The following is a 24,863-nucleotide window of genomic DNA, read 5'->3' on the forward strand; positions in this document are numbered from 1 at the left end:
CGTCCCTAATGAGATTTACTGGCCAGGGTGACCATGCCGTAAGCCCGCTCATGCCCCAGCCAACTGGTCCAGCCCAAGCGGCAGACGTTGTGTTCACCGATGCGCAATGGCCGTACCTCACCCTCTGCCAACACCAGCCGAACGTCGTATTCCAAGGGGTCCCGGGCGGCGAAACGCACCAGCGCACACAGCGGCTCATAACCCGCCCCGGTGGGCAAAAACTCGTGAAAACGCTCCCAGTCGAGTGCCAGCACATGAACCCTGAACATGCCACTGCGATCGAGGATGGAATCCCCCAGCACCAGATCGGAACCCAGCGAGCTATAGCTGCGGCCAAGGTCATTACGCTGCTCGTGGGCAATCACTACCGTGCGCTTGACCCACTGCTCTATAACCAGCCGGCTGTGCTTGAAGTAATAACGCAGCACGGTCTCGATCAGCGCGGCAGAGTGCGCCCGCAGACTCAGCAGCCCGAGGTAGGGCAACAGGCGCTTCCAGTTCAGTCGAGCGGTGCTGCGAATCACGCTGCCGCCCAGGCCCACCAACGCAAACATCTGCTCGGAAAATGGATCACTGGCGCCGGTTTGAAAACTCGCCTGATAACGATATTTTCGCCAGATCGGCACTATCAGCCGGTGCAGGCGATGGTGAAAGAGATCCAGGAAATCACGCGTCGTATTGCCGCCCGAGACCTCGGCAAAGGCTTGCTCGCCATAGAACGCCGGCAGCGGCGACCCTGTACCAAACAGGCCCAGCACGTTGAGACGAACCCGTGCCCGCAAATGGCCGTGCTCGACAAAAAACTCCACACGGTCAATATCGTTGCCGGGAAACCCAAAGCCTGGATTGGCCTGGAACTCCAATTGGTCGTACAACCCCTCTTCGTCCAGCGAGGGGTGCGCCTCGCGCAAGCGCTCGATGATCTGCGCCACCGCCTGAAACACCGAGTACTCGCGAATCACTCGGGATAATGCGTTTAAAGCAGGGGCTGCTGGCCCATCCGGGGTGGCCATAGGTACACATCTCCTTGTGTGCTGATGACTCGCAGTTCGTGGTACGAGTTGAGGCTGGCGTAGAGCGCGAAGAACTCATTCAGTACCGAAGCAAAGACAAACACGTCGCCCTCCCCCAGGTAGCCCTCGGGATCGATGGTGAGGTCAACACGCAAGCCGCGAAATGGCAGGCCCCGGTGCAGCCGGTCCACAGGCTGATGGCTGATCGATTGAAGTGCGCCAAGCCTTCTCTGGCTGACCTTCTCCACCTGGCGGTCGTGATAGCGCGGCAGGTCGTAGGTTTCGAGGATCACTCTCAGGGCGTTGATATCGGTCAGCGACAAATAGTTGAGCGACATATTGCTGATCAGTCGCCACAGGAAGTCGCTGTCCAGGGGCGGCGCAAAACTCGGGGTTGCCGCCGTGATGTTGCGGAACGAAACAAACTCGGGTGTCTGCTCGCAAGCCTGGTTGATGTCCCCTACCTGCAGTTGGCGTGGCAGGTTGTGGTTGGTGCAGGTCAGCTCAACCGACAGGGTTTCCTGATCATGTTCCCGGCGCGGGTCGAAACTCAGCCAGGTATCCAGGCCGGTATGGTGCAGCGATGGCCGCTGGCGAACGCCATAGCTGGGCGAGGCGCCGCCAAAATCGTGTTCAAACGACTCGAAGGGCACATATTCCTGGTACCCCAGCCCCCCCGGCCGCCATCCCGTGACTTTGTCGACTGAAAACACACCGCAGTTTCCCCGGGTGTATTCGCCAGGCAACAACAGGTATTCGTCCTGCTTGCCATCCAAACGAATCGGCACGCCATCGTGCTTGAACAGATTGACGATGGGCGTGCAGTACAGCTTCACGTTGTCCAGGGTCGGCGTCAGTCGCTCAAGGCCGCGGCCACGCAGGTTGAAGCGCAGCACCAGCCCATGGACCTGTTTGAGCACGTCAATGGGCAACCTGTTCAACACGTCAAGGCCGCCCACATCGACAAACAGGTATTTATCGGGAAAGGCGAAGTACTCCTGCAAATGGCGATAGCCACGGAAGGTATTCAACGGATAAGGGATCAGTGCCTCATCCTCGGAAAAGCCCACTGGACTGATCTGGCTACTGGACAGACGCAGCGACACAGCCTCACCGTCGCTGCCAATTACCGGCCGTCCATCACGGCCCAACGGTTGCAACTCGAACCCATCCAAGTGCCGCAAAAGGCCCAGGTACAGCGCCTGGCTGACGGGTTGCTCCCCCGCAAGATGCAGACGCAGGCAGCCCAGTGCCAACTCGCCGAAGTCGCCCTCGGCTGTCATTTCCAGGCGAAGGCACAGCAGCGTGCACTCGCCCTTTACCGAGTATTCCAGGGCGGCCAGTTTCAGCGGTAAAACCTGCGTCGGGTAACAGGTACGAAAACGGCAACGCTCCCCGTTGATCGCAACACTTTCCACCGGGGTGTCCCGCTCGACGTGGATGGCAGGCCCCGCCCGATTGAGGGGATCGAACTGCAGCATGCTGAACGAAGGCAGCGGCCGCATATAGTTGGGCCACAGCAAATGCATCAACGAGTGACTCAGCTCCGGCAACTGGTCATCAAGCTTCTGACGCAAGCGACCGGTGAGGAATGCAAAGCCTTCAAGCAAGCGCTCTACATCCGGGTCCTGGCCGGCGTCCCCAAGAAACGGCGCAAGTGCCGGGTTGCGCTCGCAGAAGCGTCGCCCCAACTGTCGCAGTGCACCCAGCTCGCTTTGGTAGTAGCGGTTAAAGGACATCAGGCGTGACCTCAACCTGTGCACCATGGGCCAGGTTTGCGCAGAAGGCGACTGTTTGCTTCACGCCATCTATTTCCATGACGCCCTCGATGGAAAAAGCCAGCACCAACGGATCACGGTCCTGGGGCAATGCCTTGACACGTACATCCTTCAGCCGTGGTTCATAGGACTGGATAAAACGCTCAATGAGAAAGCGTGCCTGGCTCAACGCGTCATGCAGGCTGAAGCGCATGTCGTTCAGGTCAGGCAACCCGTAATCCGGTAGCGTCTGCACGCTACCCACACGGGTGCTGAGCATTTTCGCCAAATGGCTGGCCACGGACTCCACGACGCTGTCCTGCGGACGGCGACTCGCGCCGGACTCCAGGCGTTCGAAAAGGCTACGGTTTTGGAGGATCACGTGGCTACGGCTCATTCTTTATCGAGCTTGCCGACGAGCGACAACGTGAAGTCCGCCCCCATGTACTTGAAATGCGGGCGAACGCTCAGGTTGACGCGGTACCAGCCGGGCTCCCCGTCAACATCGCTGACCACAATGCGCGCCGCCCTGAGCGGGCGCCGTCCACGCACTTCGGCACTGGGGTTATCCTGGTCAGCTACGTATTGGCGAATCCACTTGTTGAGTTCCAGCTCCAGGTCGGTACGTTCCTTCCACGATCCCAGCTGCTCACGCTGCAAAACCTTGAGGTAATGAGCCAGGCGATTGACGATCATCATGTAGGGCAACTGGGTGCCCAGCCGGTAATTCAGTTCGGCAACCTTGCCCTCCGCACTGATTCCAAAGGACTTGGGCTTCTGCACCGAGCTTGCAGAAAAGAACGCCGCATTGTCGCTGCCCTTGCGCATGGTCAGGGCAATGAAACCCTCTTGCGCCAGTTCGTATTCACGTCGGTCGGATACCAGCACCTCGGTAGGAATCTTGGTTTCGATCTCGCCCATGCTGTGAAAGTGATGCAGCGGCAAGTCCTCCACTGCACCCCCACTTTGCGGGCCGATAATGTTCGGGCACCAGCGAAAGCGGGCGAAGCTGTCCGTCAGGCGCGTAGCAAAGGCAAACGCCGTGTTGCCCCACAGATAGTGCTCGTGGCTGTTGACCACATTTTCCTGGTAGGCGAACGTCTTGACCGGGCAATCCACGGGATCGTAAGGCGTACGCAGTAGAAAGCGCGGTACGGTGAGACCGACGTAACGAGCATCTTCGCTCTGGCGAAAACTCTGCCATTTGGCAAACTGCGGCCCCTCGAAATGGTCTTTCAGGTCCTTGAGGTCAGGCAGGCCGGTGAAGCTCTCCAGGCCGAAGAACCCCGGACCAGCTGCCGCAATGAACGGCGCATGGGCCATGCAGGCCACGCTGGAGACGTACTGCATCAGCCTGACGTCGGGAGCACTGGGCGACAGGAAATAATTGGCGATGATTGCCCCTACGGGCTGACCGCCGAACTGACCGTATTCGGCACTGTAGATATGCTTGTAGAGCCCGGACTGAGTTACCTCAGGTGAGTCCTCAAAGTCATCCAGCAAGTCCTGGCGGGAAACGCTCAGCAATTCGATCTTGATGTTTTCACGGAAGTTGGTGCGGTCAACCAGCAACTGCAAGCCGCGCCAGGATGACTCCAAGGCCTGGAATTCCGGGTGGTGAAGAATTTCATCCATTTGCTGGCTGAGCCTTGCGTCTATCTCGGCGATCATCCGGTCAACCAGGCGCTTTTTGACCGGCTCGCCCCTGTTCTGTGGTTTGATCAGCTCCTCGATAAATGCCGAAACCCCGCGTTTCGCGATGCCATAGGCCTCGTCGTCGGCACTGAGGCGGGTTTGGGCAATGATGTTGTCGAGAATGCTGTATTCATCTGTTGTGGGAGCGTGCAGCGGGCTTTGGCGGGTTGTCATGGCGTCAGTGTCCTTTTACTGAAAGAGTCATACGGCGGAGCTGTCCAGCCCCAGTTCAGCCAAGACCCGGGTGCGGGACTCGTCATCGCCGAGGGCGTCTTCAATGGCTTTTCGAAAGCTGGGGGTGTTGCCCAGCGGTCCCTTGAGCGCAACAAGTGCATCACGCAATTCCATGAGCTTTTTCAGCTCGGGAATTTGCTCAATCAGGTGTGCAGGGTTGAAGTCCTTCATCGCATTGATCCTGACCTGGATCGCCAACTCATCAGGTTCGGCAGCGTCCTGGAGCCGATTGGCAACGTTTAACGTCAGGCTCAAGGCTTGCTTGGCCAGCACTTCGTCAAAGCTGTTCTTGTCGATACCGATGGGCTTGCGATCTTCGAGCTTGCGCAGGTCTTCACGCTGGGTGAAGTCGCCGAGCACCAGCAGTTTCAACGGCAGCTCGACCTCTTCCTGCGCGGTGCCGACGGCGGGTTTGAACGTGATATTGATGCGTTCCTTGGGGGCTACCGAACCTTCTTTCGCCATGGTGTTTCTCCTTTTTCGGGTGGCTCGAAAGCCTATTCAAGTACCGCTTCAAGATCGAAGTGGCACAGCCTGCGATGGACTTCTTCCTTGCGCTCACGCACGGAATGGCTTTGCGGCAACACATCACAACAGCCATACAAGAGTTGCAGCACTTCAACCGCCAGCTCGGGCTCCCAGCGCTGCAAGCCTGATTGCTGCAGTTCGTGGTCCAGATGGTCGAGTTGGACTTTGGCAAGGTCATGCTTGCCCGCCAGGACACACAACCGGGCCAGGCCAAGTCGCCAATGAAAACGGGCACGCTCACCTGCAGCGCTTTGCATGCCTTGCTTGAGCGACCGAACAGCCGCCTTGAACCCGTCCTTGCGCAATACGGGCATAACGTCGTGCAACGCTTTGTCCCAGGGCGCTGCCTGGGCATCAGGCACCGACCTGGGGGTCACCGGGGCTTGCAAATGGCGGGTAACCTGGGTGTTGATCCAGCCTCGGGTAACGGAGTCGGCAAAGGGTGTTCCATCGTGGAAGCGCAGCTGCAGTAGCCCCGGCAATCGCTGGAGCAACAGGGCGAAGTGCACTTCCAGCTCGGTCATGGCCAGATCGGCCTGAAGTGCCTGCAGGCACTCCCACACCCGGTACAAACCGTCAAACCAGAAAGGTGCGCACGCCAGGCTCGCCTCAAGCTCCAACAACAAGTCGGCGTGCTGCCCCTGGGCGAAGCGCTCCTGGTAACGTTTGAGCTTGTCCGGCGCTGGGCCTCGCAAAGGCGTGACCTGCTCGCTGTTGCAATCCGGGAGGCTGGTGATCGTCAGCCAGGTCAAGGTTCGGTTCAGGCGCAGCGCGCGCAGGTCCGTGGCATTCTGGCGCTGCCACCAGGCCGACAGAGACCGGGCACTCTCCTGCAGCGTGCGCAGCAGCTTATGAGCGTCCTTTTCGTTATCCACGACCGGCTCGGGCGCCAGCAGCTGAGTGGCCACCTGCTTGATCTGGGCGATCACCGCGGCCGTGCCGCCTGGAAGGGGATCACTCTCGGTGACCTGCTGCAGCCTGTCCGACAGCTGCCTGCGAACCGGCAGTAACAGCGGCGCGTCTTCAGAAAGGTGTTCGGTCCATAGTTCATCCAGCCGAACCAGATGTTCGAGCATGCAATGGAACAGGGGGCGCTGGTCCTTGAACGAAAGATTTTGCGCAAGCACCTGCCCAAGGCGCGGCACCAGCCAGCCAAATGCGGCGCTGCGGGTGCGCAGCTTGCCTGGATATACGACCGCCCAATGATGCTCACAGAGGTAGCGCAACAATCCGAGGCCGGCGAGAAGGCCGGCGAAGGACTCGCGCTGATGCAATGCCCAGGTCAACCAGACGGCAACCCGCAAGTCCTTGGATTGATGACGTAACAGGGCCTCACTTTTTTCCACCACCCACTGCCAGTCAGGCTGACTGTTACCGTGAAGGGAATGCGCCTTGCCGAGCTCGGTTTCTAGTGCCTCATACTCGGTCGAAAAACGCATATCGACGCCCGCAAAACTCGCTTTCGAGTTGGGTGCCTGCGCAAGTTCGAGGTAATAATCGGAAAGCCTGTCTGAATAAACCATCATTGGCCGCACTTTACTTCCCTGGATATATTCAGCGAACTAATGGCAATTCAAGCGCACACCAGAACACTGTTTAAAGTTCGCCTTCCCGGCGGGAAGAGCACGAACCTTATCCGTGCAAAAAGCAATGTTCAAGCCACGAAACGATGGTTAAGGAATTTCCTACGAAAATATATAATTCGACGACGCGCAACAATTTGCGCAGCCAAAACAACAACTAACACCATTAATCAAGCAGACTCTCCGTACGGAACCCTGTATCGACATGAGCAACTAACTGCGCACCTATGCGCAAATAAATACAATTAAAGCCAGCTACAAAGCAGTACTCTCCGTCGAAACAAGACCCGATAAAATCTTAACTCCCTGTTTTCATTAGACCCTTAACTTTCCGGCACGCTTCTTGATATCGAGCATTACCCAGCCAACAGATCAGTCGGCTGGGGCGACCTCATTTATCAGGCAAGGAAACCCGTCATGCCAACACCCGCGTATCTCTCCATCACCGGCACCAAGCAAGGCTTGATCACGGCAGGCACATTCACCCAGGACTCGGTCGGCAACATTTATCAGGAAGGCCACGAAGACCAGATCCTGGTGGAAGCATTCCAGCATCAGGTGATCATTCCCCGAGACCCGCAATCCGGCCAGCCGACCGGTCAGCGCGTGCACAAACCCCTGATGATCAGCAAGGTGTTCGATAAGTCTTCGCCGCTGCTGTTCAGCGCCCTGACCTCCGGGGAAATGGTCAAGTGCCGCCTTGAGTGGTACCGCACCTCTTCAGCCGGCACGCAGGAGCACTACTTCACCATCGAGTTGGAGGACGCGATCCTGGTAGACATCCAGTCACGGATGCCTAACTGCCAGGACCCGAACAACGCGCACTTCACGCACCTGGAGGATGTGTATTTCACTTACCGGAAAATCGTCTGGACCCACGAAGTGTCCGGCACCTCGGGCTCTGATGATTGGCGCAACCCGGTAGCTGGCTAAGCACAACCCGAAACAGAAACGGCAACGCCATGGACGGCGCCGTTTCTGTCGGGCACTAGACCATCGCCAACGGATGCTTGCGTTTGGGCGCACCGAAAACCCGGTCAATCGCGTCCAGGTCGTGCTCATCCAGCACAAGCTTTGCCGCCGCAGCATTGAGCCGCACATGCTCGGGCGTCACAGCCTTGGGAATCGCGATCACACCGTCCTGGCGCAATACCCAAGCCAGGGAAACCTGGGCGGGTGTGACCTCGTGGCGACGGGCAATTTGTTTGAGGGTCGGGCTGGCCAACAGCTCGCCACCCTGGGCGATGGGACAGTAGGCCATCAAGGGCAAATTGTGTTGCTGCCACCAGGGCAGCAGGTCGAATTCGATACCGCGCTCTTCGATGTTGTAGAGCACCTGATTGGTGGCACAGGCCGGGGACGCCAGTTCCTGCAGGTCGGCCACATCAAAGTTGGACACGCCCCACCGACCGATCTTGCCGGCCTCACGCAAGCGCTCGAAGGCTTCCACCGTTTCTTCAAGGGGATACTGCCCACGCCAATGCAGCAGATACAGATCGATGTAGTCGGTGCCCAGGCGCTGGAGACTGGCCTCGCAGGCCTGCGGAACACCTTTGCGGCTGGCATTGTGCGGGTACACCTTGCTGACCAGGACGACCTGGTCGCGCCTGCCGCGAATCGCCTCGCCGACGACTTCTTCGGCGCCACCTTCGCCGTACATTTCAGCGGTATCGATCAGGGTCATGCCCTCATCAATGCCCAGTTGCAACGCGGATACCTCTGCGCTGCGTTGGTCGGGATTTTCGCCCATGCGCCAGGTCCCCTGGCCGATGACAGGGACGGGAACGCCGGCCAGATCAATGGTACGCATGACAACCTCCTGATGAATTCGCGAATTAACAGTGTGGCACTGACTGGACAAAAGGGTTCAATCGAAGGATGGTGGCACTTTCCATCCTAGCCTTAGAAAGGACGTGCAATGCTGTTTGTGGTCATGCTCGGGGGCAAGCATCCCCGGGCGAAAATCGAAGTGCACGACGTAGTGTTTGCCGTTGCCGACACCCTGGAAGCCGCCTATCCGCAACTGCGCGATGGCTGGTTCGGCAGCCAGAAAGGTGTGCATATCGATTCCTGGATGACGGTCGACGGGATTGACGGCTGGAAAGTCCAGCTCAGCCACCTGGCGCCTAACGCCGGGGCACCGCGCCTGTACTTCATCAACCTGGGCGGTTATGAAGCCAATAGCTTTGGCGAAGCCCACCACTACCTGCTGGTGGTTGCCCGCACGGCCAAGGAAGCTGCAGCACAGGGCAAACAGCAGATGCTCAGCCACTGGACGCAGTCCCATACCGACGGCGTGCTGGATATCGACGATTGCCTGCCCGTCGACCTGGTAGACGGGCGTTATATCCATCTGGAACCCGGCGCACACCGCCCGATCATCACGCAAAACGACTACATCGTCTTGCCCTGACGGCCTCCTACCCGAACGGGGTATGGCGCCCACCCGCTACCTGCCTGAAAGTGCAATCAGCCCCTCGGCCTGACAACAAGCACAACTTCAAGGTGGGTCCGCCATGCATAAAGCCGTTATCGCCCTGTTAAGCGCTGTCTTGCTTGCATCAACGTCCCTCAGCCAGGCCGCTGACGACCCGGGCAACACCTTGCGCATCTACAACTGGGCCGATTACATCGGGGAACACACCCTCGCCGACTTCGAAAAAGCCACCGGCATCAAGGTGATCTACGACACCTATGATTCCTACGAAACCGTACAGGGCAAATTGCTCTCCGGGCGCTCGGGTTATGACCTGGTGGTGCTCAACGCGTCACTGGTACCGCTGCTGATCAAGGCCAAGGCGTTCCAGCCCCTCAACAAAGCGCTGCTACCCAACTGGAATAACCTCGACCCTCAAGTGCTGAAAAGCCTGGAAACCCATGACCCGGGCGTGACCTATTCCGCGCCCTACACCTGGGGCAGCAATGGCGTGACCTACAACATCGACAAGATCAAGGAACGCATGCCGGACGCCCCCATCGGCTCCCTGGCGATGATCTTCGACCCCAAGATCATTTCGCGTTTCGCCGACTGCGGCATCACCTTCATCGACTCTCCCACCGACATGATCCCGCTGGCCCTGACCTACCTCGGCCTGGACCCCAACAGCGTGGCGCCCAAAGACCTCAAGGCCGCCCAGGATGTGTTGATGGCCGTACGGCCCTACATCCGTAAATTCGACTCCAGCGGTTTTATCAACGGCCTGGCCAACGGCGAGCTGTGCATGGCCACCACCTGGTCCGGCGATTACGCCACGTCCCAGGCCCGGGCGGCGGAAGCCGGGGCCAAGGTCAACCTGGGTTACTTCATCCCCAAGGAAGGCTCGCTGATCTGGTTCGATAACTTCTACATCCCGGCTGATGCACCCCATGTGGCAAATGCCCACAAGTTCATCGAGTTCCTCCTGCAGCCCGAGGTCATCGCCGGCGTCAGCAACACCATTCACTACGCCAACAGCAACCTGGCCTCCAAGCCCCTGGTCAACGCAGACATTCGCGACAACCCGGCCATCTACCCGGACGCGGCAACGATGCAGCGCTTGTTCACCCAGAAAAGCCAGTCCCAAGCCGCCGTGCGCCTGATCACCCGTACCTGGAATGCCGTGAAGACCGGCAAGTGAAACCCAGCCATTGAAGGTAAATGCCATGACTCTGCCAAATCCTGCTTTTTTCGCCCAGTTCGACCACGACCAACTGGACGCCGCCGACAAGGCCCATTACATGCACGGCTTCCACATGTTCGACGAGCACCGCGAACAAGGCTCGCTGAACATCGCGGCCGGCGACGGCGCCTACATCTACGACACCGCCGGCAACCGCTACCTGGATGCGGTCGGCGGCATGTGGTGCACGAATATCGGCCTGGGTCGCGAGGAAATGGCCGAAGCGATCGCCAACCAGGTTCGCCAGTTGGCGTACTCCAACCCGTTTTGCGACATGGCCAACGTCACCGCCATTGAACTGTGCGCCAAGCTTGCCAGCCTGGCCCCCGGCGACCTTGACCATGTATTCCTGACCACCGGCGGGTCCACGGCGGTCGATACCGCCTACCGCCTGGTGCAGTTCTATCAGAACAGTCGCGGCAAGCACGAGAAGAAGCACATCATCTCGCGGTTCAGCGCGTACCACGGTTCCACGTTCCTGACGATGTCCATCGGCAACAAGGCCGCCGACCGCGCGCCGGAATTCGATTTCATGAGCGACCTGTTCCACCACATTTCGTGCCCCAACTATTACCGGGCGCCTGCGGGGATGAGCGAGGCGCAATTTCTCGATTTCCTGGTGGACGAATTCGAAGACAAGATCTTGACCATCGGTGCCGACAAGGTGGCGGCGTTCTTTGCCGAACCGATCATGGGCTCGGGCGGCGTGATCATTCCGCCGAAGGGTTACCACCGGCGCATGTGGGAAATCTGCCAACGCTATGACCTGCTGTACGTGGCGGATGAAGTAGTGACGTCCTTCGGCCGGCTGGGAAAATTTTTCGCCTCCCAGGAGGTGTTCGACATGCAGCCAGACATCATCACCACCGCCAAGGGCCTGACCTCCGGCTACCTGCCCCTGGGTGCGTGTATTTTCTCGGACCGCATCTGGCAAGTGATCGGCGAGCCGGGCAAGGGCCGCTGCTTTACCCACGGTTTCACCTACAGCGGCCATCCGGTGAGTTGCGTGGCGGCGCTGAAGAACATCGAGATCATCGAGCGGGAAAACCTGCTGACCCATGTCGAAGACGTCGGCGTGTACCTGGAACAGCGCCTGCAAACCCTGGCCAGTCTGCCGCTGGTGGGTGACGTGCGTTGCCAGCGGTTGATGGCATGCATCGAGTTTGTCGCCGACAAACACACCAAGGCGCTGCTGCCGGACGCGGTGAACATCGGCGAGAAAATCCACCTGCGGGCCCAGGCCAAAGGCTTGCTGGTACGGCCCATCGGTCACCTGAATGTGATGTCGCCGCCGTTGATTATCACCCATGCCCAGGTGGATCAAGTGGTGGAGATCCTGCGCCAGTGCATTCTCGACACCGCCGAAGAGCTGCGCCAAAGCGGCGAGTATCAAGGCCGATGAACCCCGCCGCCTCGGTGCTTTTGCCGGGGCCGTGGCCGGCGGGTAGACTGGCAGGCATGAGCCAAAATGCCGATCACTGCCCTGCCCCGTCCTTCCAGGTGCTTGAAGCCTGGAATGGCGCGTTGGCCCACGCCTTCGTCAGCGTTGACGAGGCGTCATTCCTTGAACACCTGGCCTGCGCCCTCAGCGCCCTGACCCCCATCGAATCGATGATGATCAGCCTGGAGCGCCAGGGCCAGGCGCCGCACTTGCTCTACCAGCAAGGCATCCCCCGGCCGCACTACGAAGAAATCATCAACCGTTACTTTTCCCGGGGCTACCTGCTGGACCCGTTCTGCCTCGCAGTGGACAAGGGCCTGGCCGAAGGTTTCTACCACCTGGCACAAATCGCCCCGGACGACTTCTTCAGCAGCGAGTACTACAAGACCTACTACCTGCGCAGCGGCGGCGCCCAGGAGAGCTACTACATCGTCGACCTGTGCCCCAACAGCAAAATCTCCCTGTGCATGTTCCAGGGCCTGAGTGCCGGCCAGTTCAGCGACGAACAACTGGCGCTGCTGCGAACCGCCCAACCCATCGTACGTGAACTGCTGCGCCGCTTCGGCACCACGGGCGGGTTGTGCAAGGTGATCAGCGACGAGGCCTTCACCCAGACCCAGGTGCATCAGCAGATTGAAGCCGCGTTCATGCATTTTGGCAGCGGCGTATTGACCGTGCGCGAGCGGGAAATTGCCCACCTGATCCTGCGCGGACACTCGGTGAAATCCACCGCGCAGGTGCTGGGCATCTCCCCGGAAACCGTGCGCATGCACCGCAAGCATTTGTATACCAAGCTTGAGATCAACTCCCAGGCTGAGCTGTTTGCGCTGTTTATCGATTGGCTGACCCAAAGCGGTGTGATGGCCCGATCCTGAGCCGTCCGGGCAACCCGGGGGAACTTTGCCAGGAAATAACCACCTGAATCCGGTACGCTCAGCATTTTTACCCAAGGAGATACCCCTCATGGCCAAAGCCACCGCCCGTCACATCCTCGTTGCCACCGAAGACAAGTGCAACGAACTGAAAGCACAAATCGAAGGCGGCGCCGATTTCGCCGAAGTTGCCAAAGCCAACTCGTCCTGCCCGTCCAGCCGTCAAGGCGGCGACCTGGGTTCGTTCGGCCCGGGCCAAATGGTTAAAGAATTCGACACCGTCGTATTCAGCGCCCCGGTCAACACTGTGCAAGGCCCGGTGAAAACCCAGTTCGGTTATCACCTGCTGGAAGTGACCAGCCGCCAGGACTGATCCGGTCCGCGCCTATGCTTGAAACAACGGCCCGCCCTTTGGTGGGCCGTTGTGCATCTGTGACAGTGTGATGACTGGCGATGCGTACGCGCTTAGCGTACAAATCCCTTTACCTCTTCACCCGGCGCCCAAGGCTGATAATGCGAGTCGCTTTTTCTACCCTGTTTTGCTCCACCCTGGCCCTGCTGCTGGCCAGCACCGCCGTGATCGCCGCGCCGCAATCGGCGCTGACCGTGTACGGCGAACCGGCCAAATACCAACCCGGTTTCACCCACTTCGACTATGTCAACCCGAATGCCCCCAAGGGCGGCAGCCTGCGGCGCTCGGCGATCGAGATTGGCCGCTACGACCATGTGCTGCCCTACGGCGACAAAGGCATCGGCGTGAGCCAGGTCGACGGCTGGCTGTATTCGCCCCTGGCCCTGCGCTCGCTGGACGAGCCCTATACGGTCTACGGCCTGGTGGCGGAAAAGATGGAGCGGTCAGACGACGGTCTGTCCCTGCGTTTTTACCTGAACCCCAAGGCGCGCTTCGCCGATGGCCAGCCGATCACCGCCGAAGACGTGCGCTACAGCTTCGACCTGCTGATGACCCAGGGCAGCCTGCGTTACCGCACGCTGTTCGCCGACGTCAAACACGTGGAAGTCGAAGGCCCGCGCCAGGTGCGATTCGATTTCGCAAGCAATGAAAACCGCACCCTGCCCCTGGACGTCGCCACCCTGCCGGTATTTCCCGAGCACTGGTGGAAGACCCGCGACTTCGCCAACGGCGGCGGCTACGAGATTCCCCTCGGCAGCGGCCCCTACACCATCAGCAAGGTGGATGCCGGCAACACCATCACCTTCAAGCGCGACCCGAACTGGTGGGGCAAAGACCTGCCCATCAGCCGTGGCCTGTACAACTTCGATCACCTGAGCCTCGAATACTTCGGCGACACCGAAGTGGCGCGCCAGGTCCTGCGGGGTGGTGCCTACGACTTCAACCGCGAATTCTCCGCCACCGGCTACTCCATCGGCTACAACGGCCCGGCCCTTGACGATGGCCGCCTGCAACGCGCGCACCTGGCCAAGGAAGCACCGCAACCGGCCCAGGGCTACGTGTTCAACGTGCAAAAACCAATGTTCAAGGACCGCCGCGTGCGCCAGGCCCTGGCCATGCTATGGGACTTCGAATGGGCCAACCGGCAGATGATGCGCAATATGTACATCCGCCAGCAGAGCTTCTTCTCCAACAGCCCGCTGGCAGCGACCCAACTGCCGGACGCCCAGGAGCTGGCGATTCTGGAACCCCTGCGCGGGCAGATTCCCGATGAAGTCTTCACCCAGGTGTTCAAGGCCCCCACCACCGATGGCACGGGGATGATCCGCGACAAGCAACTGCAAGCCCTGGCGCTGCTGGAGCAGGCTGGCTGGAAACCCGACGGCGACAAACTGGTAAACGCCGCCGGCGAACCGCTGGAGTTCACCTTCCTCAATGCCCAGAACGGCATGGAACGCCTGTTGTTGCCGTACAAACGCAACCTGGCGCAGATCGGCATCACCCTGAACATCCGCCGTATCGACTCCTCGCAATACGTCAACCGCCTGATGGCCCGGGACTACGACATGATCGTCACCGGCTTCCCAGTCACCACTTCGCCGGGGATGGAGCTGTACAACTACTTCGGTTCCGCCGCCGCGTTTGATACCGGCGCCAACAACTACATGGTGCTGAAAGACCCGGCCGTCGACAGCCTGATCAACGGCCTGGTCAAGGCCAACACCCAGTCGCAGATGCTCAGTTACGCCCACGCCCTGGACCGCGTACTGCAATGGAATTACCTGTGGATTCCCAACTACTACCCGCCGGGCACCTCCGCCGCGTGGTGGAACCGCTTCGGCCGCCCGGCGGTGGAAGCCAAAACCGACGAAGCCCTGGAAACCTGGTGGGAAATCAGCCCGACGCCGCTGACCAATGAACAGATGAAAGCCGAACTGACCAAACGCCCGGGAGCCCGCTGATGTTTGCCTATATCGTGCGGCGCTTGCTGCTGATCATTCCGACCCTGGTGATTATCCTGCTGGTGAACTTCGTTATCGTGCAGGCCGCGCCCGGCGGGCCGGTGGAACAGGCCATTGCCCACCTGCAAGGCATCGGGGGCGGTGGTGTCGGCGGCTCGTCTGCCGAAAGCCTCAGCAGTGGTTCACGGGCCAGCCGTGGCCTGGACCCGAAACTGATCAAGGACATCGAAAAACAATACGGCTTCGACAAACCCGCGCCGGAACGCCTGTGGCTGATGCTCAAGAGCTACGCCCAGCTGGACTTCGGCAATAGTTTCTTTCGCGGTAAAAGCGTGACCGACCTGATCCTCGAAAAGATGCCGGTGACCATTTCCCTCGGGCTGTGGGCCACCTTGATCACCTACCTGGTGTCGATCCCGCTGGGGATTCGCAAGGCGGTGCGCCATGGCAGCAGTTTTGATGTGTGGAGCAGCACCGCCATCGTGATTGGCTATGCGATGCCAGCGTTCCTGTTTGCGATGTTCCTGATCGTGGTATTCGCCGGCGGCACCTCGCTGAACTGGTTCCCGGTGCGCGGGCTGGTCTCGGAAAACTTCGACCAGTTGAGCACCGTGGGCAAGATCGCCGATTACTTCTGGCACCTGGTCTTGCCGGTCAGCGCCCTGGTGATCGGCGGTTTCGCCACCTTGACCATCCTCACCAAAAACTCGTTCCTCAATGAAATCACCCGCCAGTACGTGGTCACCGCACGGGCCAAAGGCTTGAGCGAACGCCGGGTGCTGTATGGCCATGTGTTTCGCAACGCCATGCTGCTGGTGATCTCGGGGATTCCCCAGGCGTTTATCGCCGTGTTCTTTGCCGGTTCGCTGCTGATCGAGGTGATTTTCTCCCTCGATGGCCTGGGCCGCATGAGCTACGAAGCGGCGGTTTCACGGGACTATCCGGTGGTATTCGGTTCATTGTTTATCTTCACGTTGTTTGGCCTCTTGATAAAACTCATCGGTGACCTCTGCTACACGCTGGTGGACCCGCGCATCGACTTCGCCGCGAGGAACGCCTGATGCTCAAGCTCTCTCCCGTGGCCCGCCGGCGCTTTGAACGCTTCAAGAAAAACCGTCGCGGCTGGTGGTCGCTGTGGCTGTTTATCGGCCTGTTTATCCTGACCCTCGGCGGCGAACTGATCGCCAACGACAAACCCCTGGTGCTCAGCTACCAGGACGAGCTGTATTTCCCGGTGTTCAAACGCTACACCGAGCAGGCGTTCGGCGGGCAGCTGCCGTTCCAGGCGGATTACCGCAGTGAATACGTGCAGAACCTGATCAAGAAGGACGGCGGCTGGATGCTGTTCCCGCCGATCCCGTTCAGCGACGACACCCCCAACTATGAACTGACCCGCCCCGCCCCCAGCCCGCCCTCCAGCGTGAACTGGCTGGGCACCGACGACCAGTCCCGCGACGTGCTGGCGCGGGTGATCTTCGGCGCCCGGGTGTCGATCCTGTTTGCCCTGGCCCTCACCGCCATCAGCGCCGCCATCGGCATCGCCGCCGGGGCCTTGCAGGGTTACTACGGTGGCTGGGTCGACCTGCTCGGGCAACGCATCCTGGAAGTGTGGTCCGGGCTGCCGGTGCTGTACTTGCTGATCATTCTGTCGGGGTTTGTCGAACCGAATTTCTGGTGGTTGCTGGGCATCATGGCGCTGTTTTCGTGGCTGGCCCTGGTGGACGTGGTGCGCGCCGAGTTCCTGCGGGGGCGCAACCTGGAGTACGTCAAGGCCGCGCGGGCGCTGGGCCTGGGGGACGGCAAGATCATCCGCCGGCATATCCTGCCGAACGCGATGACCGCCACCCTGAGCTACTTGCCGTTCATTTTGACCGGGGCGATTTCCACCTTGAGCGCCCTGGATTTCCTCGGCTTCGGCATGCCCGCCGGCAGCGCCTCCTTGGGCGAGCTGATCGCCCAGGGCAAGCAGAACCTGCAAGCGCCGTGGCTGGGGCTGACTGCGTTTTTCACCCTGGCGCTGATCCTGTCATTGCTGGTGTTTATCGGCGAGGCGTTGCGTGACGCCTTCGACCCACGCTCATGAAGGCCGTTGAGATGACTGAAAACCTGATCGAGATTCGCGACCTGAGCGTCGCCTTCAACGGCCAGACCGTGGTGCGCAAGCTGTGCCTGGATGTACGCCCCGGCGAGTGCCTGGCGCTGGTGGGCGAGTCGGGTTCGGGCAAGTCGGTGACTGCCCATTCGATCCTGCAACTGCTGCCCGAAGCCGGCACCGAGACCACCGGTTCGATACGTTATCGCGGCCAGGAACTGCTCGGCGCCTCCCCCGCCACCCTGCAAAAACTGCGGGGCAACCGGATTGCGATGATCTTCCAGGAGCCGATGACCTCCCTGAACCCGCTGCACAGCATCGAGAAGCAGATCGGCGAAACCCTGCTGCTGCACAAGGGCCTGGGCGGCAAGCAAGCCCAGGCGCGGATCCTTGAACTGCTCGAACTGGTGGGCATCCAGAAGCCCCGGGAGCGCCTCAAGGCCTACCCCCATCAACTCTCCGGCGGCCAGCGCCAGCGGGTGATGATCGCCATGGCCCTGGCCTGCGAGCCGGAACTGTTGATCGCCGACGAGCCGACCACCGCACTGGACGTGACGGTGCAGCGCAAGATCCTGCTGCTGCTCAAGTCCCTGCAACAGCGCCTGGGCATGTCGCTGCTGCTGATCAGCCACGACCTCAACCTGGTGCGCAGCATTGCCCAGCGGGTGTGCGTGATGAAGGCCGGGGAGATTGTCGAGCAGGCGGATTGCGAAACTCTGTTTTGCGCCCCCAAGCACCCTTACAGCCGCCTGCTGCTGGATGCGGAACCGGCAGGCATCGTCTTGAATCACGAGGTGCGCGACACGGTGTTGCAGGTGGATGACTTGAGCGTGCAGTTCCCGCTGGGCGGTGGCCTGTTCCGGCGCAAGCAGTACCTGCAAGCCGTGGATGGCATCAGCCTGACGGTGCAGCGCGGCAAAACCTTGGGCATTGTCGGCGAGTCCGGCTCGGGCAAATCCACCCTGGGCCAGGCGATTTTGCGGCTGCTGGATTCCAGCGGCGCGATTCGCTTCCAGGGCGAGGCCCTCGAAGGCCTGACGCAAAAGCAGATGCAGCCGTGGCGCAAGCAGATGCAGGTGGTGTTCCAGGACCCGTTCGGCAGCCTCAGCCCACGGATGTCGGTGGCGCAGATCATCAGCGAAGGCCTGGAAGTGCATGCCCCGTGCAGCCTCAAGGACCGCGAAGCCCAGGTGATCCGCGTGCTGGAAGATGTGGGCCTGGACCCCGCCAGCCGGCATCGCTACCCCCATGAGTTCTCCGGCGGCCAGCGCCAGCGCATCGCCATTGCCCGCGCGCTGGTGCTCAAGCCGGCGTTGATCCTGCTGGACGAACCCACCTCGGCGCTGGACCGTACCGTGCAGAAACAGGTGGTGGCATTGCTGCTTGAGCTGCAGGAAAAATACGGCCTGACCTACCTGTTTATCAGCCATGACCTCGCCGTAGTGCGGGCCCTGGCCCACGACATGATCGTGATCAAGGACGGCAAGGTGGTGGAACGCGGGCCGAGCGATGAAGTGTTTGCCGCGCCTCAACACCCCTACACCCGGGAACTCCTCGCGGCGGCGCACCCATGAGCACCACCGGCAGCCTCAAGGATTACCAATACGTTCGTGGCCTGGCGATCCAGTCGTTATTCGAGATCATCGAGCAGTCCAGCGAAGGCACCGTGATTGTCGACGGCGACGCGAATATCGTCTGGATGAACGAGCGCTACGCCAAGCGCTTCGGCCTGAAAAACGCCGACGACGCCATCGGCCAACCCTGTGAGCAGGTGATTTCCAACAGCCTGCTGCGCCAGGTGGTGCGCAATGACCAGCCGATTTTGCTGGACATCCAGGACACCCCCAAAGGCCCGCTGGTGGTGATGCGCCTGCCGATCCATGACGATGCGGGCAAGGTGATCGGAGCGATCGGGTTTGCACTGTTTGATGAGCTGCGCAACCTGTCGCCGCTGATCGAGCGCTACCTGAGCATGCAGCAGGAACTGGCGTCTACCCGTTCGCTGCTGAGGTCGCGGCAGAGCAAGTACAACTTCGCGCACTTTATCGGCACCAGCGCGGCCAGCCTGGAGGTCAAACGCCGGGCGCGGCGCAGTGCGAGCGCGGAGTCGCCGGTGTTGCTGCTGGGGGAAACCGGCACCGGCAAGGAGCTGCTGGCCCAGGCGATTCACGGCGCCTCGCCCCGGGCACACAAGGCGTTTGTCAGCATCAACAGCGCGGCCATTCCTCATGATTTGCTGGAAGCTGAATTCTTCGGCACCGCACCGGGCGCGTTTACCGGCGCCGACCGCAAGGGCCGTCCCGGCAAGCTGCAAATTGCCCAGGGCGGCACGCTGTTCCTTGATGAGATCGGCGACATGCCCCTGCCGCTGCAAAGCAAATTGCTGCGGGTGTTGCAGGAGAAAGAGTTCGAGCCGGTGGGCTCCAACGAGATGATCCACAGCGATGTTCGGGTGATTGCCGCCACGTCGATGGATCTGGAAGCGGCGATCAAGCGCGGTGAGTTCCGGGCGGACCTGTATTACCGGCTGAATGTGCTGCCGATCCAGGTGCCGCCATTGCGCGCGCGGCTGGATGATTTGCCGGCGCTGAGCGAGGCGATTCTGGAGGAGTTGCGCAGCCAGCATGAGCTGGATCGCGAGGCCCTGGCGTTATTGGCACAGCATGCGTGGCCGGGGAATATCCGCGAACTGCGCAATGTGCTGGAACGGGCGGCGTTGTTGAGTGATGACCTGGTGCTGGATGCCAGCGAAATTCGCGCAGCAATCGGGACGTTCAGTCCGGTGGAGCACAGTTCGGTAGAGACGGTTGAGGGCGAGCGTTTCAGCGCGGCCCGGGAGCGGTTTGATCGGCAGGTGATTGGGGCGGCGTTGAAGGCCTGTGAGGGGAATGTGGTGGAGGCGGCGAAGCGGCTGGGGCTTGGCCGGTCGACCTTGTACAAGAAGATGGTTGCCTTGGGCATCGCCTAGTCTCCAAACAGAGATACAATTCCAAATACAGAGAAAATCCAATGTGGGAGCGGGCTTGCTGTGGCGAGCGGGCTTGCCCCGCGCTGAGCTGCGAAGCAGCCCCATCAATCTGTGGTGAACCCGACGGGGGACAAGCCCCCTCACCACAGCAAGCCAGCTCCCACATTTGATCACCGCCAGTCTCAATTCAGAGACAAATTCCGGAATCCACTCATAAAAATACAATATTACCCTTATATTTCAACAAGTTAACCACTTGGCACACATCTCGCTATAGCCCCTCCCCACAGCCTCACCCCCACAAAAATAACAATCAGATGGAGACACACCATGAGTGTGATCATTGCCCTCGCAGCCCTGGCGTTGCTGATGCTGGCCGCCTACCGTGGCTACAGCGTCATCCTGTTTGCCCCCATCGCCGCCCTCGGCGCCGTGCTGCTCACCGACCCTTCTGCCGTCGCTCCCGCTTTTACCGGGGTGTTCATGGAGAAAATGGTCGGCTTCCTCAAACTGTATTTCCCGGTGTTCCTGCTCGGCGCGGTGTTCGGCAAGCTGATCGAGATTTCCGGCTTCTCGCGCTCCATCGTCGCCGCCGCGATCCAGTTGCTCGGCACCCGCCAGGCGATGCTGGTGATCGTGCTGGTGTGCGCCCTGCTGACCTACGGCGGCGTGTCGCTGTTCGTGGTGGTGTTCGCGGTGTACCCGTTTGCCGCCGAGATGTTCCGCCAGAGCAATATCCCCAAGCGCCTGTTGCCGGCGACCATCGCCCTCGGTGCGTTCTCGTTCACCATGGACGCCCTGCCCGGCACGCCGCAGATCCAGAACATCATCCCCAGCACCTTCTTCAACACCACCGCCTGGGCCGCGCCGTGGCTGGGATTGATCGGCACGATCTTCGTGTTCTGCGTCGGCATGCTGTACCTGGCCCGCCAGCGCAACAAGGCCCAGCGCGCCGGTGAAGGCTATGGCACCAACCTGCGCAACGAGCCGGAAACCGCCGAAGATATCAAGCTGCCCAACCCGTGGATCGCCCTGTCGCCGCTGTTGCTGGTGGGCATCATGAACCTGCTGTTCACCCACTGGATTCCGCTGTGGTACGGCAAGACCCACACCCTCAGCCTGCCGGGCATGAGCGCGCCGGTACAAACCGAAGTCGCCAAACTGACGGCGATCTGGGCGGTGCAGGCGGCCTTGCTGGTGGGGATTATCGTGGTGCTGGTGTTCGGTTTCTCGGCGATTCGCAGCAAGCTTGCCGAAGGCAGCAAGAGCGCGGTCAGCGGCGCACTGCTGGCGGCGATGAACACCGCGTCGGAATATGGGTTTGGTGCGGTGATCGCCTCCTTGCCGGGCTTCCTGGTGCTGGCCGACTGGCTCAAGGGCATCCCCAACCCGCTGGTCAACGAAGCGATTACCGTGACCCTGCTGGCCGGCATCACCGGTTCTGCCTCGGGCGGCATGAGCATCGCGCTGGCGGCCATGTCGGAGAGCTTTATTTCAGCGGCCCATGCGGCCAATATCCCCCTTGAAGTACTGCACCGGGTCGCGGCCATGGCCAGCGGCGGCATGGACACCCTGCCCCACAACGGCGCCGTGATCACGCTGCTGGCGGTGACCGGGCTGACCCACCGCGAAGCCTATAAAGATATTTTCGGCATCACGATCATCAAGACCCTCGCGGTGTTCGTGGTGATTGGTACTTTCTACGCCACCGGCATTGTGTGAGGTTGATATGACGACATTGAACGGCAAGACCGCCCTGGTCACCGGTTCCACCAGCGGCATCGGCCTGGGCATTGCCCTGAGCCTGGCCAAGGCCGGCGCCAACCTGATCCTCAACGGTTTCGGCGACGCCAGCGCGGTGATCGCCCAGATGCAGGCCTTCGGCGGCAAGGTCGGGCATCACCCTGCCGACGTCAGCGACCCGGCGCAGATCGCCGAGATGATCGCCTACGCCGAGCGCGAGTTTGGCGGCATCGACATCCTGGTGAACAACGCCGGGATCCAGCACGTGGCGCCAGTGGATGAGTTTCCGGTGGAGCGCTGGGACTCGATCATTGCGATCAACCTGTCGTCGGTGTTCCACAGCACGCGCCTGAGCCTGCCGGGCATGAAGGCCAGGGGCTGGGGACGGATCGTGAATATCGCTTCGGTGCATGGTCTGGTGGGTTCGGTGGGCAAGGCCGCTTATGTGGCGGCCAAGCACGGGGTGATCGGCCTGACCAAAGTGGTGGGCCTGGAAACGGCCCAGAGTAATGTCACCTGCAATGCCATTTGCCCGGGTTGGGTGTTGACGCCGCTGGTGCAGAAGCAGATTGATGATCGCATCGCGACCGGGGTGGACCCGCAACAGGCGCAGCATGATTTGCTGGCGGAGAAGCAGCCGTCGCTGGAATTCGTGACGCCGCCGCAACTGGGGGAACTGGTGCTGTTCCTGTGCAGCGAAGCCGGCAGCCAGGTGCGCGGCGCGGCGTGGAATATCGACGGCGGCTGGTTGGCGCAATAAACGACGATCCCCAAGACACCGGAGATCAAATGTGGGAGCTGGCTTGCCTGCTCCCACATTTTGACCTGTGTTGTTTGGCAGATTTGACACAAGAACAAGAGATTTCCTTATGTCCGAAATACTCTGGCAACCCTCCCCCGAACGCATCCACGCCACCCGGATGGACCAGTTCCGGCGCTTCATCAATGATCGCCATGCCTTGCAGATCAGCGATTACCCGGCCCTGCACCAGTGGAGCATCGACCAGCGCCCGGACTTCTGGCGGGCGATTGTCGAGTTCTTCGATGTGCAGTTCCGTACACCGCCCAGCGCAGTGCTGATTGAAGACGCCGAGATGCCCAGCGCCCAGTGGTTTCCCGGCGCCACCCTGAACTTTGCCGAACACTTGCTGCGCCGCCGCGATGATCACCCCGCCGTGGTCGCCCTCGGCGAAGACGGCCAGCGCGAGCAACTGAGCTACGCCGAACTGGCCCGCCACGTCGCCGGCCTGCAACGCAGCCTGCGGGCCGCCGGTGTGGGCGTGGGTGACCGGGTGGCCGCGTGCATGCCCAACACCTGGCAAACCCTGGTGGGCATGCTCGCCACGACCAGCCTCGGGGCCATCTGGTCGTGCTCTTCACCCGACTTCGGCACCCAGGGCGTGATCGACCGCTTCGGCCAGATCGAACCCAAGGTGCTGATCACCTGCGCCGGCTACCGCTACGCCGGTAAGGTCATCGACCAAAGCAGCAAGCTCAATGAAATCCTCGAACGGCTGCCGTCCCTGCAACAACTGATCATCGTGCCGTATGCCCGCCCGCAAGCGCGCCCCGAGGACTATCAAACCCAAGCCAGCGTCGCACTCTGGAGCGACTTCTACACCCCCGGCGGCGAGCCCGACTTCGTCGCCGTGCCTTTCGACCACCCGCTGTACATCCTGTATTCCAGCGGCACCACCGGCGTGCCCAAGTGCATCATCCACGGCACCGGCGGCGTGCTGCTCACCCACCTCAAGGAACACGGCCTGCACGCCGACCTGTCCCGGGACGACTGCCTGTTCTACTACACCACCTGCGGCTGGATGATGTGGAACTGGCTGGTGTCGGTGTTGGCCATCGGTGCCACGGCGGTGCTCTATGACGGTTCACCGTTTCACCCCGGGCCGGAACGCCTGATGGACCTGATCGATCAGGAGAAAATCAGCGTATTCGGCACCAGCCCGAAATTCCTCGCGACCCTGGAAAAAGCCGGGCTGCAACCGCGCCTGAGCCATGACCTGGGCAGCCTCAAGGGCTTGATCTCCACGGGCTCGCCGCTGTCGCCCCAGAGCTACGATTACGTGTACCGCGAGATCAAGCCCGAACTGTGCCTGTCGTCGATGTCGGGCGGTACCGACATCGTCTCCTGCTTTGTGATCGGCAACCCGGTGCTGCCGGTGCGCCGTGGCGAGATGCAGTGCAAGAGCCTGGCGATGGCCATCGAAGTGTGGGACGACCAGGGCCACCCGCTGGTGGGCGAAAAAGGCGAGTTGGTGTGCACCCGACACTTCCCGGCGATGCCCATCGGCCTGTGGAATGACCCTGATCAGAAAAAACTGCGGGCCTCGTATTTCAGCCAGTTCCCCGGCGTGTGGGCCCAGGGCGACTACGCCGAACAACGGCCCAATGGCAGCCTGCTGATCCATGGCCGTTCAGACGCCGTGCTCAACCCCGGCGGTGTGCGCATCGGCACCGCGGAGATTTATCGCCAGGTGGAAAAGGTACCCCAGGTCCTGGAAAGCCTGGCCATCGGCCAACGCTGGCAGGACGACGTGCGGGTGGTGCTGTTTGTGCGCCTCAACGACGGCATCGAACTGGATGACGCCCTCGAGCAGCAGATCCGCCAGGTGATCCGCGCCAACACCACGCCACGCCATGTGCCGGCGAAGATTCTGGCGGTGACGGATATCCCGCGCACCATCAGCGGCAAGATCGTTGAATTGGCGGTGCGCAATGTGGTGCACGGCGAGGCGGTCAAGAACACCGACGCACTGGCGAACCCCGAAGCCCTGGAGCAATTCCGTGACCGTCGGGAGCTGGCAGAAAGATGAAACGTTTTAGCCCTTAAGCACTCATTTGAAGACAAAGCCCTCAAGCATGCTATTTTTCGAGGGTGGAAAGCCGATCC

At 60.8% G+C, this 24,863-nt stretch carries 21 protein-coding genes; 14 read left to right on the forward strand and 7 right to left on the reverse strand.

Going from position 1 to position 24,863, the window contains the following annotated elements; all coding sequences use genetic code 11:
• Positions 1-5: 5 nt before the first annotated feature.
• Genes tssG through tssA form a run of 6 tightly spaced genes read right to left on the reverse strand, consistent with a single transcriptional unit; the run spans position 6 to position 6,750 of the window.
• Entirely contained in the window at positions 6-1,013 is a 1,008-nt protein-coding gene (tssG, locus tag MUM_RS0119980) for a type VI secretion system baseplate subunit TssG (protein ID WP_029616019.1), read from the reverse strand.
• Positions 977-2,752 (reverse strand): type VI secretion system baseplate subunit TssF, encoded by a 1,776-nt coding sequence (gene tssF / locus MUM_RS0119985; protein WP_010173308.1) that lies wholly within the window; start codon positions 2,750-2,752, stop codon positions 977-979. Before tssF ends, tssG begins: the two co-directional genes overlap by 37 nt.
• Entirely contained in the window at positions 2,742-3,167 is a 426-nt protein-coding gene (gene tssE, locus MUM_RS0119990) for a type VI secretion system baseplate subunit TssE (protein ID WP_029616020.1), read from the reverse strand. Before tssE ends, tssF begins: the two co-directional genes overlap by 11 nt.
• The gene (gene tssC / locus MUM_RS0119995) at positions 3,164-4,639 is read right to left on the reverse strand and encodes a type VI secretion system contractile sheath large subunit (RefSeq protein WP_010173310.1); all 1,476 of its coding nucleotides are present in this window, start codon (positions 4,637-4,639) and stop codon (positions 3,164-3,166) included. Before tssC ends, tssE begins: the two co-directional genes overlap by 4 nt.
• 27 nt (positions 4,640-4,666) lie before the next feature.
• On the reverse strand, positions 4,667-5,164 hold the full coding sequence (gene tssB / locus MUM_RS0120000; RefSeq protein WP_010173311.1) for a type VI secretion system contractile sheath small subunit: 498 nt from the start codon (positions 5,162-5,164) through the stop codon (positions 4,667-4,669).
• A gap of 32 nt (positions 5,165-5,196) precedes the next feature.
• Complete coding sequence (tssA, locus tag MUM_RS0120005; RefSeq protein WP_010173314.1) at positions 5,197-6,750, reverse strand: type VI secretion system protein TssA; 1,554 nt, start codon at positions 6,748-6,750, stop codon at positions 5,197-5,199.
• Between the two features lie 477 nt (positions 6,751-7,227).
• On the opposite strand from tssA, the gene MUM_RS0120010 reads away from it, so the two are divergent.
• Positions 7,228-7,743, forward strand: coding sequence for an Hcp family type VI secretion system effector (locus MUM_RS0120010; RefSeq protein ID WP_010173316.1), 516 nt, complete (start codon positions 7,228-7,230; stop codon positions 7,741-7,743).
• 55 nt (positions 7,744-7,798) lie between these two features.
• Here the strand turns inward: MUM_RS0120010 and MUM_RS0120015 are convergent, their stop codons facing one another.
• Positions 7,799-8,620, reverse strand: a complete 822-nt coding sequence (locus MUM_RS0120015) for an aldo/keto reductase (RefSeq protein ID WP_010173318.1) — start codon at positions 8,618-8,620, stop codon at positions 7,799-7,801.
• 108 nt (positions 8,621-8,728) lie between these two features.
• On the opposite strand from MUM_RS0120015, the gene MUM_RS0120020 reads away from it, so the two are divergent.
• The 13 genes from MUM_RS0120020 to MUM_RS0120080 all read left to right on the forward strand — a co-directional run bounded on the left by MUM_RS0120020 (position 8,729) and on the right by MUM_RS0120080 (position 24,786).
• On the forward strand, positions 8,729-9,223 hold the full coding sequence (locus tag MUM_RS0120020) for a DUF1543 domain-containing protein (protein WP_010173319.1): 495 nt from the start codon (positions 8,729-8,731) through the stop codon (positions 9,221-9,223).
• A 103-nt stretch (positions 9,224-9,326) separates the two neighbouring features.
• Positions 9,327-10,427, forward strand: coding sequence for a polyamine ABC transporter substrate-binding protein (locus tag MUM_RS0120025; RefSeq protein WP_010173322.1), 1,101 nt, complete (start codon positions 9,327-9,329; stop codon positions 10,425-10,427).
• A 25-nt stretch (positions 10,428-10,452) separates the two neighbouring features.
• Positions 10,453-11,871 carry an aminotransferase gene (locus MUM_RS0120030; protein WP_010173324.1) on the forward strand — a complete coding sequence of 473 codons (1,419 nt, stop codon included), beginning with the start codon at positions 10,453-10,455 and terminating at the stop codon, positions 11,869-11,871.
• Between the two features lie 56 nt (positions 11,872-11,927).
• Entirely contained in the window at positions 11,928-12,785 is an 858-nt protein-coding gene (locus MUM_RS0120035) for a response regulator transcription factor (protein WP_010173326.1), read from the forward strand.
• Positions 12,786-12,873: 88 nt separating this feature from the next.
• A complete protein-coding gene (locus tag MUM_RS0120040) occupies positions 12,874-13,155 on the forward strand; it encodes a peptidylprolyl isomerase (protein ID WP_003208024.1) in 282 nt (93 codons plus the stop codon).
• A gap of 140 nt (positions 13,156-13,295) precedes the next feature.
• Complete coding sequence (locus tag MUM_RS0120045) at positions 13,296-15,155, forward strand: extracellular solute-binding protein (protein WP_010173329.1); 1,860 nt, start codon at positions 13,296-13,298, stop codon at positions 15,153-15,155.
• Positions 15,155-16,216 (forward strand): microcin C ABC transporter permease YejB, encoded by a 1,062-nt coding sequence (locus tag MUM_RS0120050; protein WP_003208021.1) that lies wholly within the window; start codon positions 15,155-15,157, stop codon positions 16,214-16,216. Before MUM_RS0120045 ends, MUM_RS0120050 begins: the two co-directional genes overlap by 1 nt.
• Positions 16,216-17,238: an ABC transporter permease gene (locus MUM_RS0120055; protein WP_010173332.1), complete on the forward strand. Its 1,023-nt coding sequence runs from the start codon at positions 16,216-16,218 to the stop codon at positions 17,236-17,238. Before MUM_RS0120050 ends, MUM_RS0120055 begins: the two co-directional genes overlap by 1 nt.
• A gap of 11 nt (positions 17,239-17,249) precedes the next feature.
• On the forward strand, positions 17,250-18,821 hold the full coding sequence (locus tag MUM_RS0120060) for an ABC transporter ATP-binding protein (protein ID WP_010173334.1): 1,572 nt from the start codon (positions 17,250-17,252) through the stop codon (positions 18,819-18,821).
• The gene (locus MUM_RS0120065) at positions 18,818-20,215 is read left to right on the forward strand and encodes a sigma-54 interaction domain-containing protein (protein WP_010173336.1); all 1,398 of its coding nucleotides are present in this window, start codon (positions 18,818-18,820) and stop codon (positions 20,213-20,215) included. Before MUM_RS0120060 ends, MUM_RS0120065 begins: the two co-directional genes overlap by 4 nt.
• 330 nt (positions 20,216-20,545) lie before the next feature.
• Entirely contained in the window at positions 20,546-21,937 is a 1,392-nt protein-coding gene (locus MUM_RS0120070) for a GntP family permease (protein ID WP_010173338.1), read from the forward strand.
• A 7-nt stretch (positions 21,938-21,944) separates the two neighbouring features.
• Positions 21,945-22,718, forward strand: a complete 774-nt coding sequence (locus tag MUM_RS0120075) for a 3-hydroxybutyrate dehydrogenase (protein WP_010173340.1) — start codon at positions 21,945-21,947, stop codon at positions 22,716-22,718.
• Positions 22,719-22,827: 109 nt separating this feature from the next.
• Positions 22,828-24,786, forward strand: a complete 1,959-nt coding sequence (locus tag MUM_RS0120080; protein ID WP_010173342.1) for an acetoacetate--CoA ligase — start codon at positions 22,828-22,830, stop codon at positions 24,784-24,786.
• Positions 24,787-24,863 lie beyond the last annotated feature (77 nt).

Source organism: Pseudomonas sp. PAMC 25886 (assembly GCF_000242655.1).
Taxonomy (GTDB): domain Bacteria; phylum Pseudomonadota; class Gammaproteobacteria; order Pseudomonadales; family Pseudomonadaceae; genus Aquipseudomonas.

Coding starts and splice junctions, on each gene's coding strand:
- tssG (WP_029616019.1), bottom strand. CDS start 1,013: ATGGCCACCCCGGATGGGCCAGCAGCCCCTGCTTTAAACGCATTATCC.
- tssF (WP_010173308.1), bottom strand. CDS start 2,752: ATGTCCTTTAACCGCTACTACCAAAGCGAGCTGGGTGCACTGCGACAG.
- tssE (WP_029616020.1), bottom strand. CDS start 3,167: ATGAGCCGTAGCCACGTGATCCTCCAAAACCGTAGCCTTTTCGAACGC.
- tssC (WP_010173310.1), bottom strand. CDS start 4,639: ATGACAACCCGCCAAAGCCCGCTGCACGCTCCCACAACAGATGAATAC.
- tssB (WP_010173311.1), bottom strand. CDS start 5,164: ATGGCGAAAGAAGGTTCGGTAGCCCCCAAGGAACGCATCAATATCACG.
- tssA (WP_010173314.1), bottom strand. CDS start 6,750: ATGGTTTATTCAGACAGGCTTTCCGATTATTACCTCGAACTTGCGCAG.
- MUM_RS0120010 (WP_010173316.1), top strand. CDS start 7,228: ATGCCAACACCCGCGTATCTCTCCATCACCGGCACCAAGCAAGGCTTG.
- MUM_RS0120015 (WP_010173318.1), bottom strand. CDS start 8,620: ATGCGTACCATTGATCTGGCCGGCGTTCCCGTCCCTGTCATCGGCCAG.
- MUM_RS0120020 (WP_010173319.1), top strand. CDS start 8,729: ATGCTGTTTGTGGTCATGCTCGGGGGCAAGCATCCCCGGGCGAAAATC.
- MUM_RS0120025 (WP_010173322.1), top strand. CDS start 9,327: ATGCATAAAGCCGTTATCGCCCTGTTAAGCGCTGTCTTGCTTGCATCA.
- MUM_RS0120030 (WP_010173324.1), top strand. CDS start 10,453: ATGACTCTGCCAAATCCTGCTTTTTTCGCCCAGTTCGACCACGACCAA.
- MUM_RS0120035 (WP_010173326.1), top strand. CDS start 11,928: ATGAGCCAAAATGCCGATCACTGCCCTGCCCCGTCCTTCCAGGTGCTT.
- MUM_RS0120040 (WP_003208024.1), top strand. CDS start 12,874: ATGGCCAAAGCCACCGCCCGTCACATCCTCGTTGCCACCGAAGACAAG.
- MUM_RS0120045 (WP_010173329.1), top strand. CDS start 13,296: ATGCGAGTCGCTTTTTCTACCCTGTTTTGCTCCACCCTGGCCCTGCTG.
- MUM_RS0120050 (WP_003208021.1), top strand. CDS start 15,155: ATGTTTGCCTATATCGTGCGGCGCTTGCTGCTGATCATTCCGACCCTG.
- MUM_RS0120055 (WP_010173332.1), top strand. CDS start 16,216: ATGCTCAAGCTCTCTCCCGTGGCCCGCCGGCGCTTTGAACGCTTCAAG.
- MUM_RS0120060 (WP_010173334.1), top strand. CDS start 17,250: ATGACTGAAAACCTGATCGAGATTCGCGACCTGAGCGTCGCCTTCAAC.
- MUM_RS0120065 (WP_010173336.1), top strand. CDS start 18,818: ATGAGCACCACCGGCAGCCTCAAGGATTACCAATACGTTCGTGGCCTG.
- MUM_RS0120070 (WP_010173338.1), top strand. CDS start 20,546: ATGAGTGTGATCATTGCCCTCGCAGCCCTGGCGTTGCTGATGCTGGCC.
- MUM_RS0120075 (WP_010173340.1), top strand. CDS start 21,945: ATGACGACATTGAACGGCAAGACCGCCCTGGTCACCGGTTCCACCAGC.
- MUM_RS0120080 (WP_010173342.1), top strand. CDS start 22,828: ATGTCCGAAATACTCTGGCAACCCTCCCCCGAACGCATCCACGCCACC.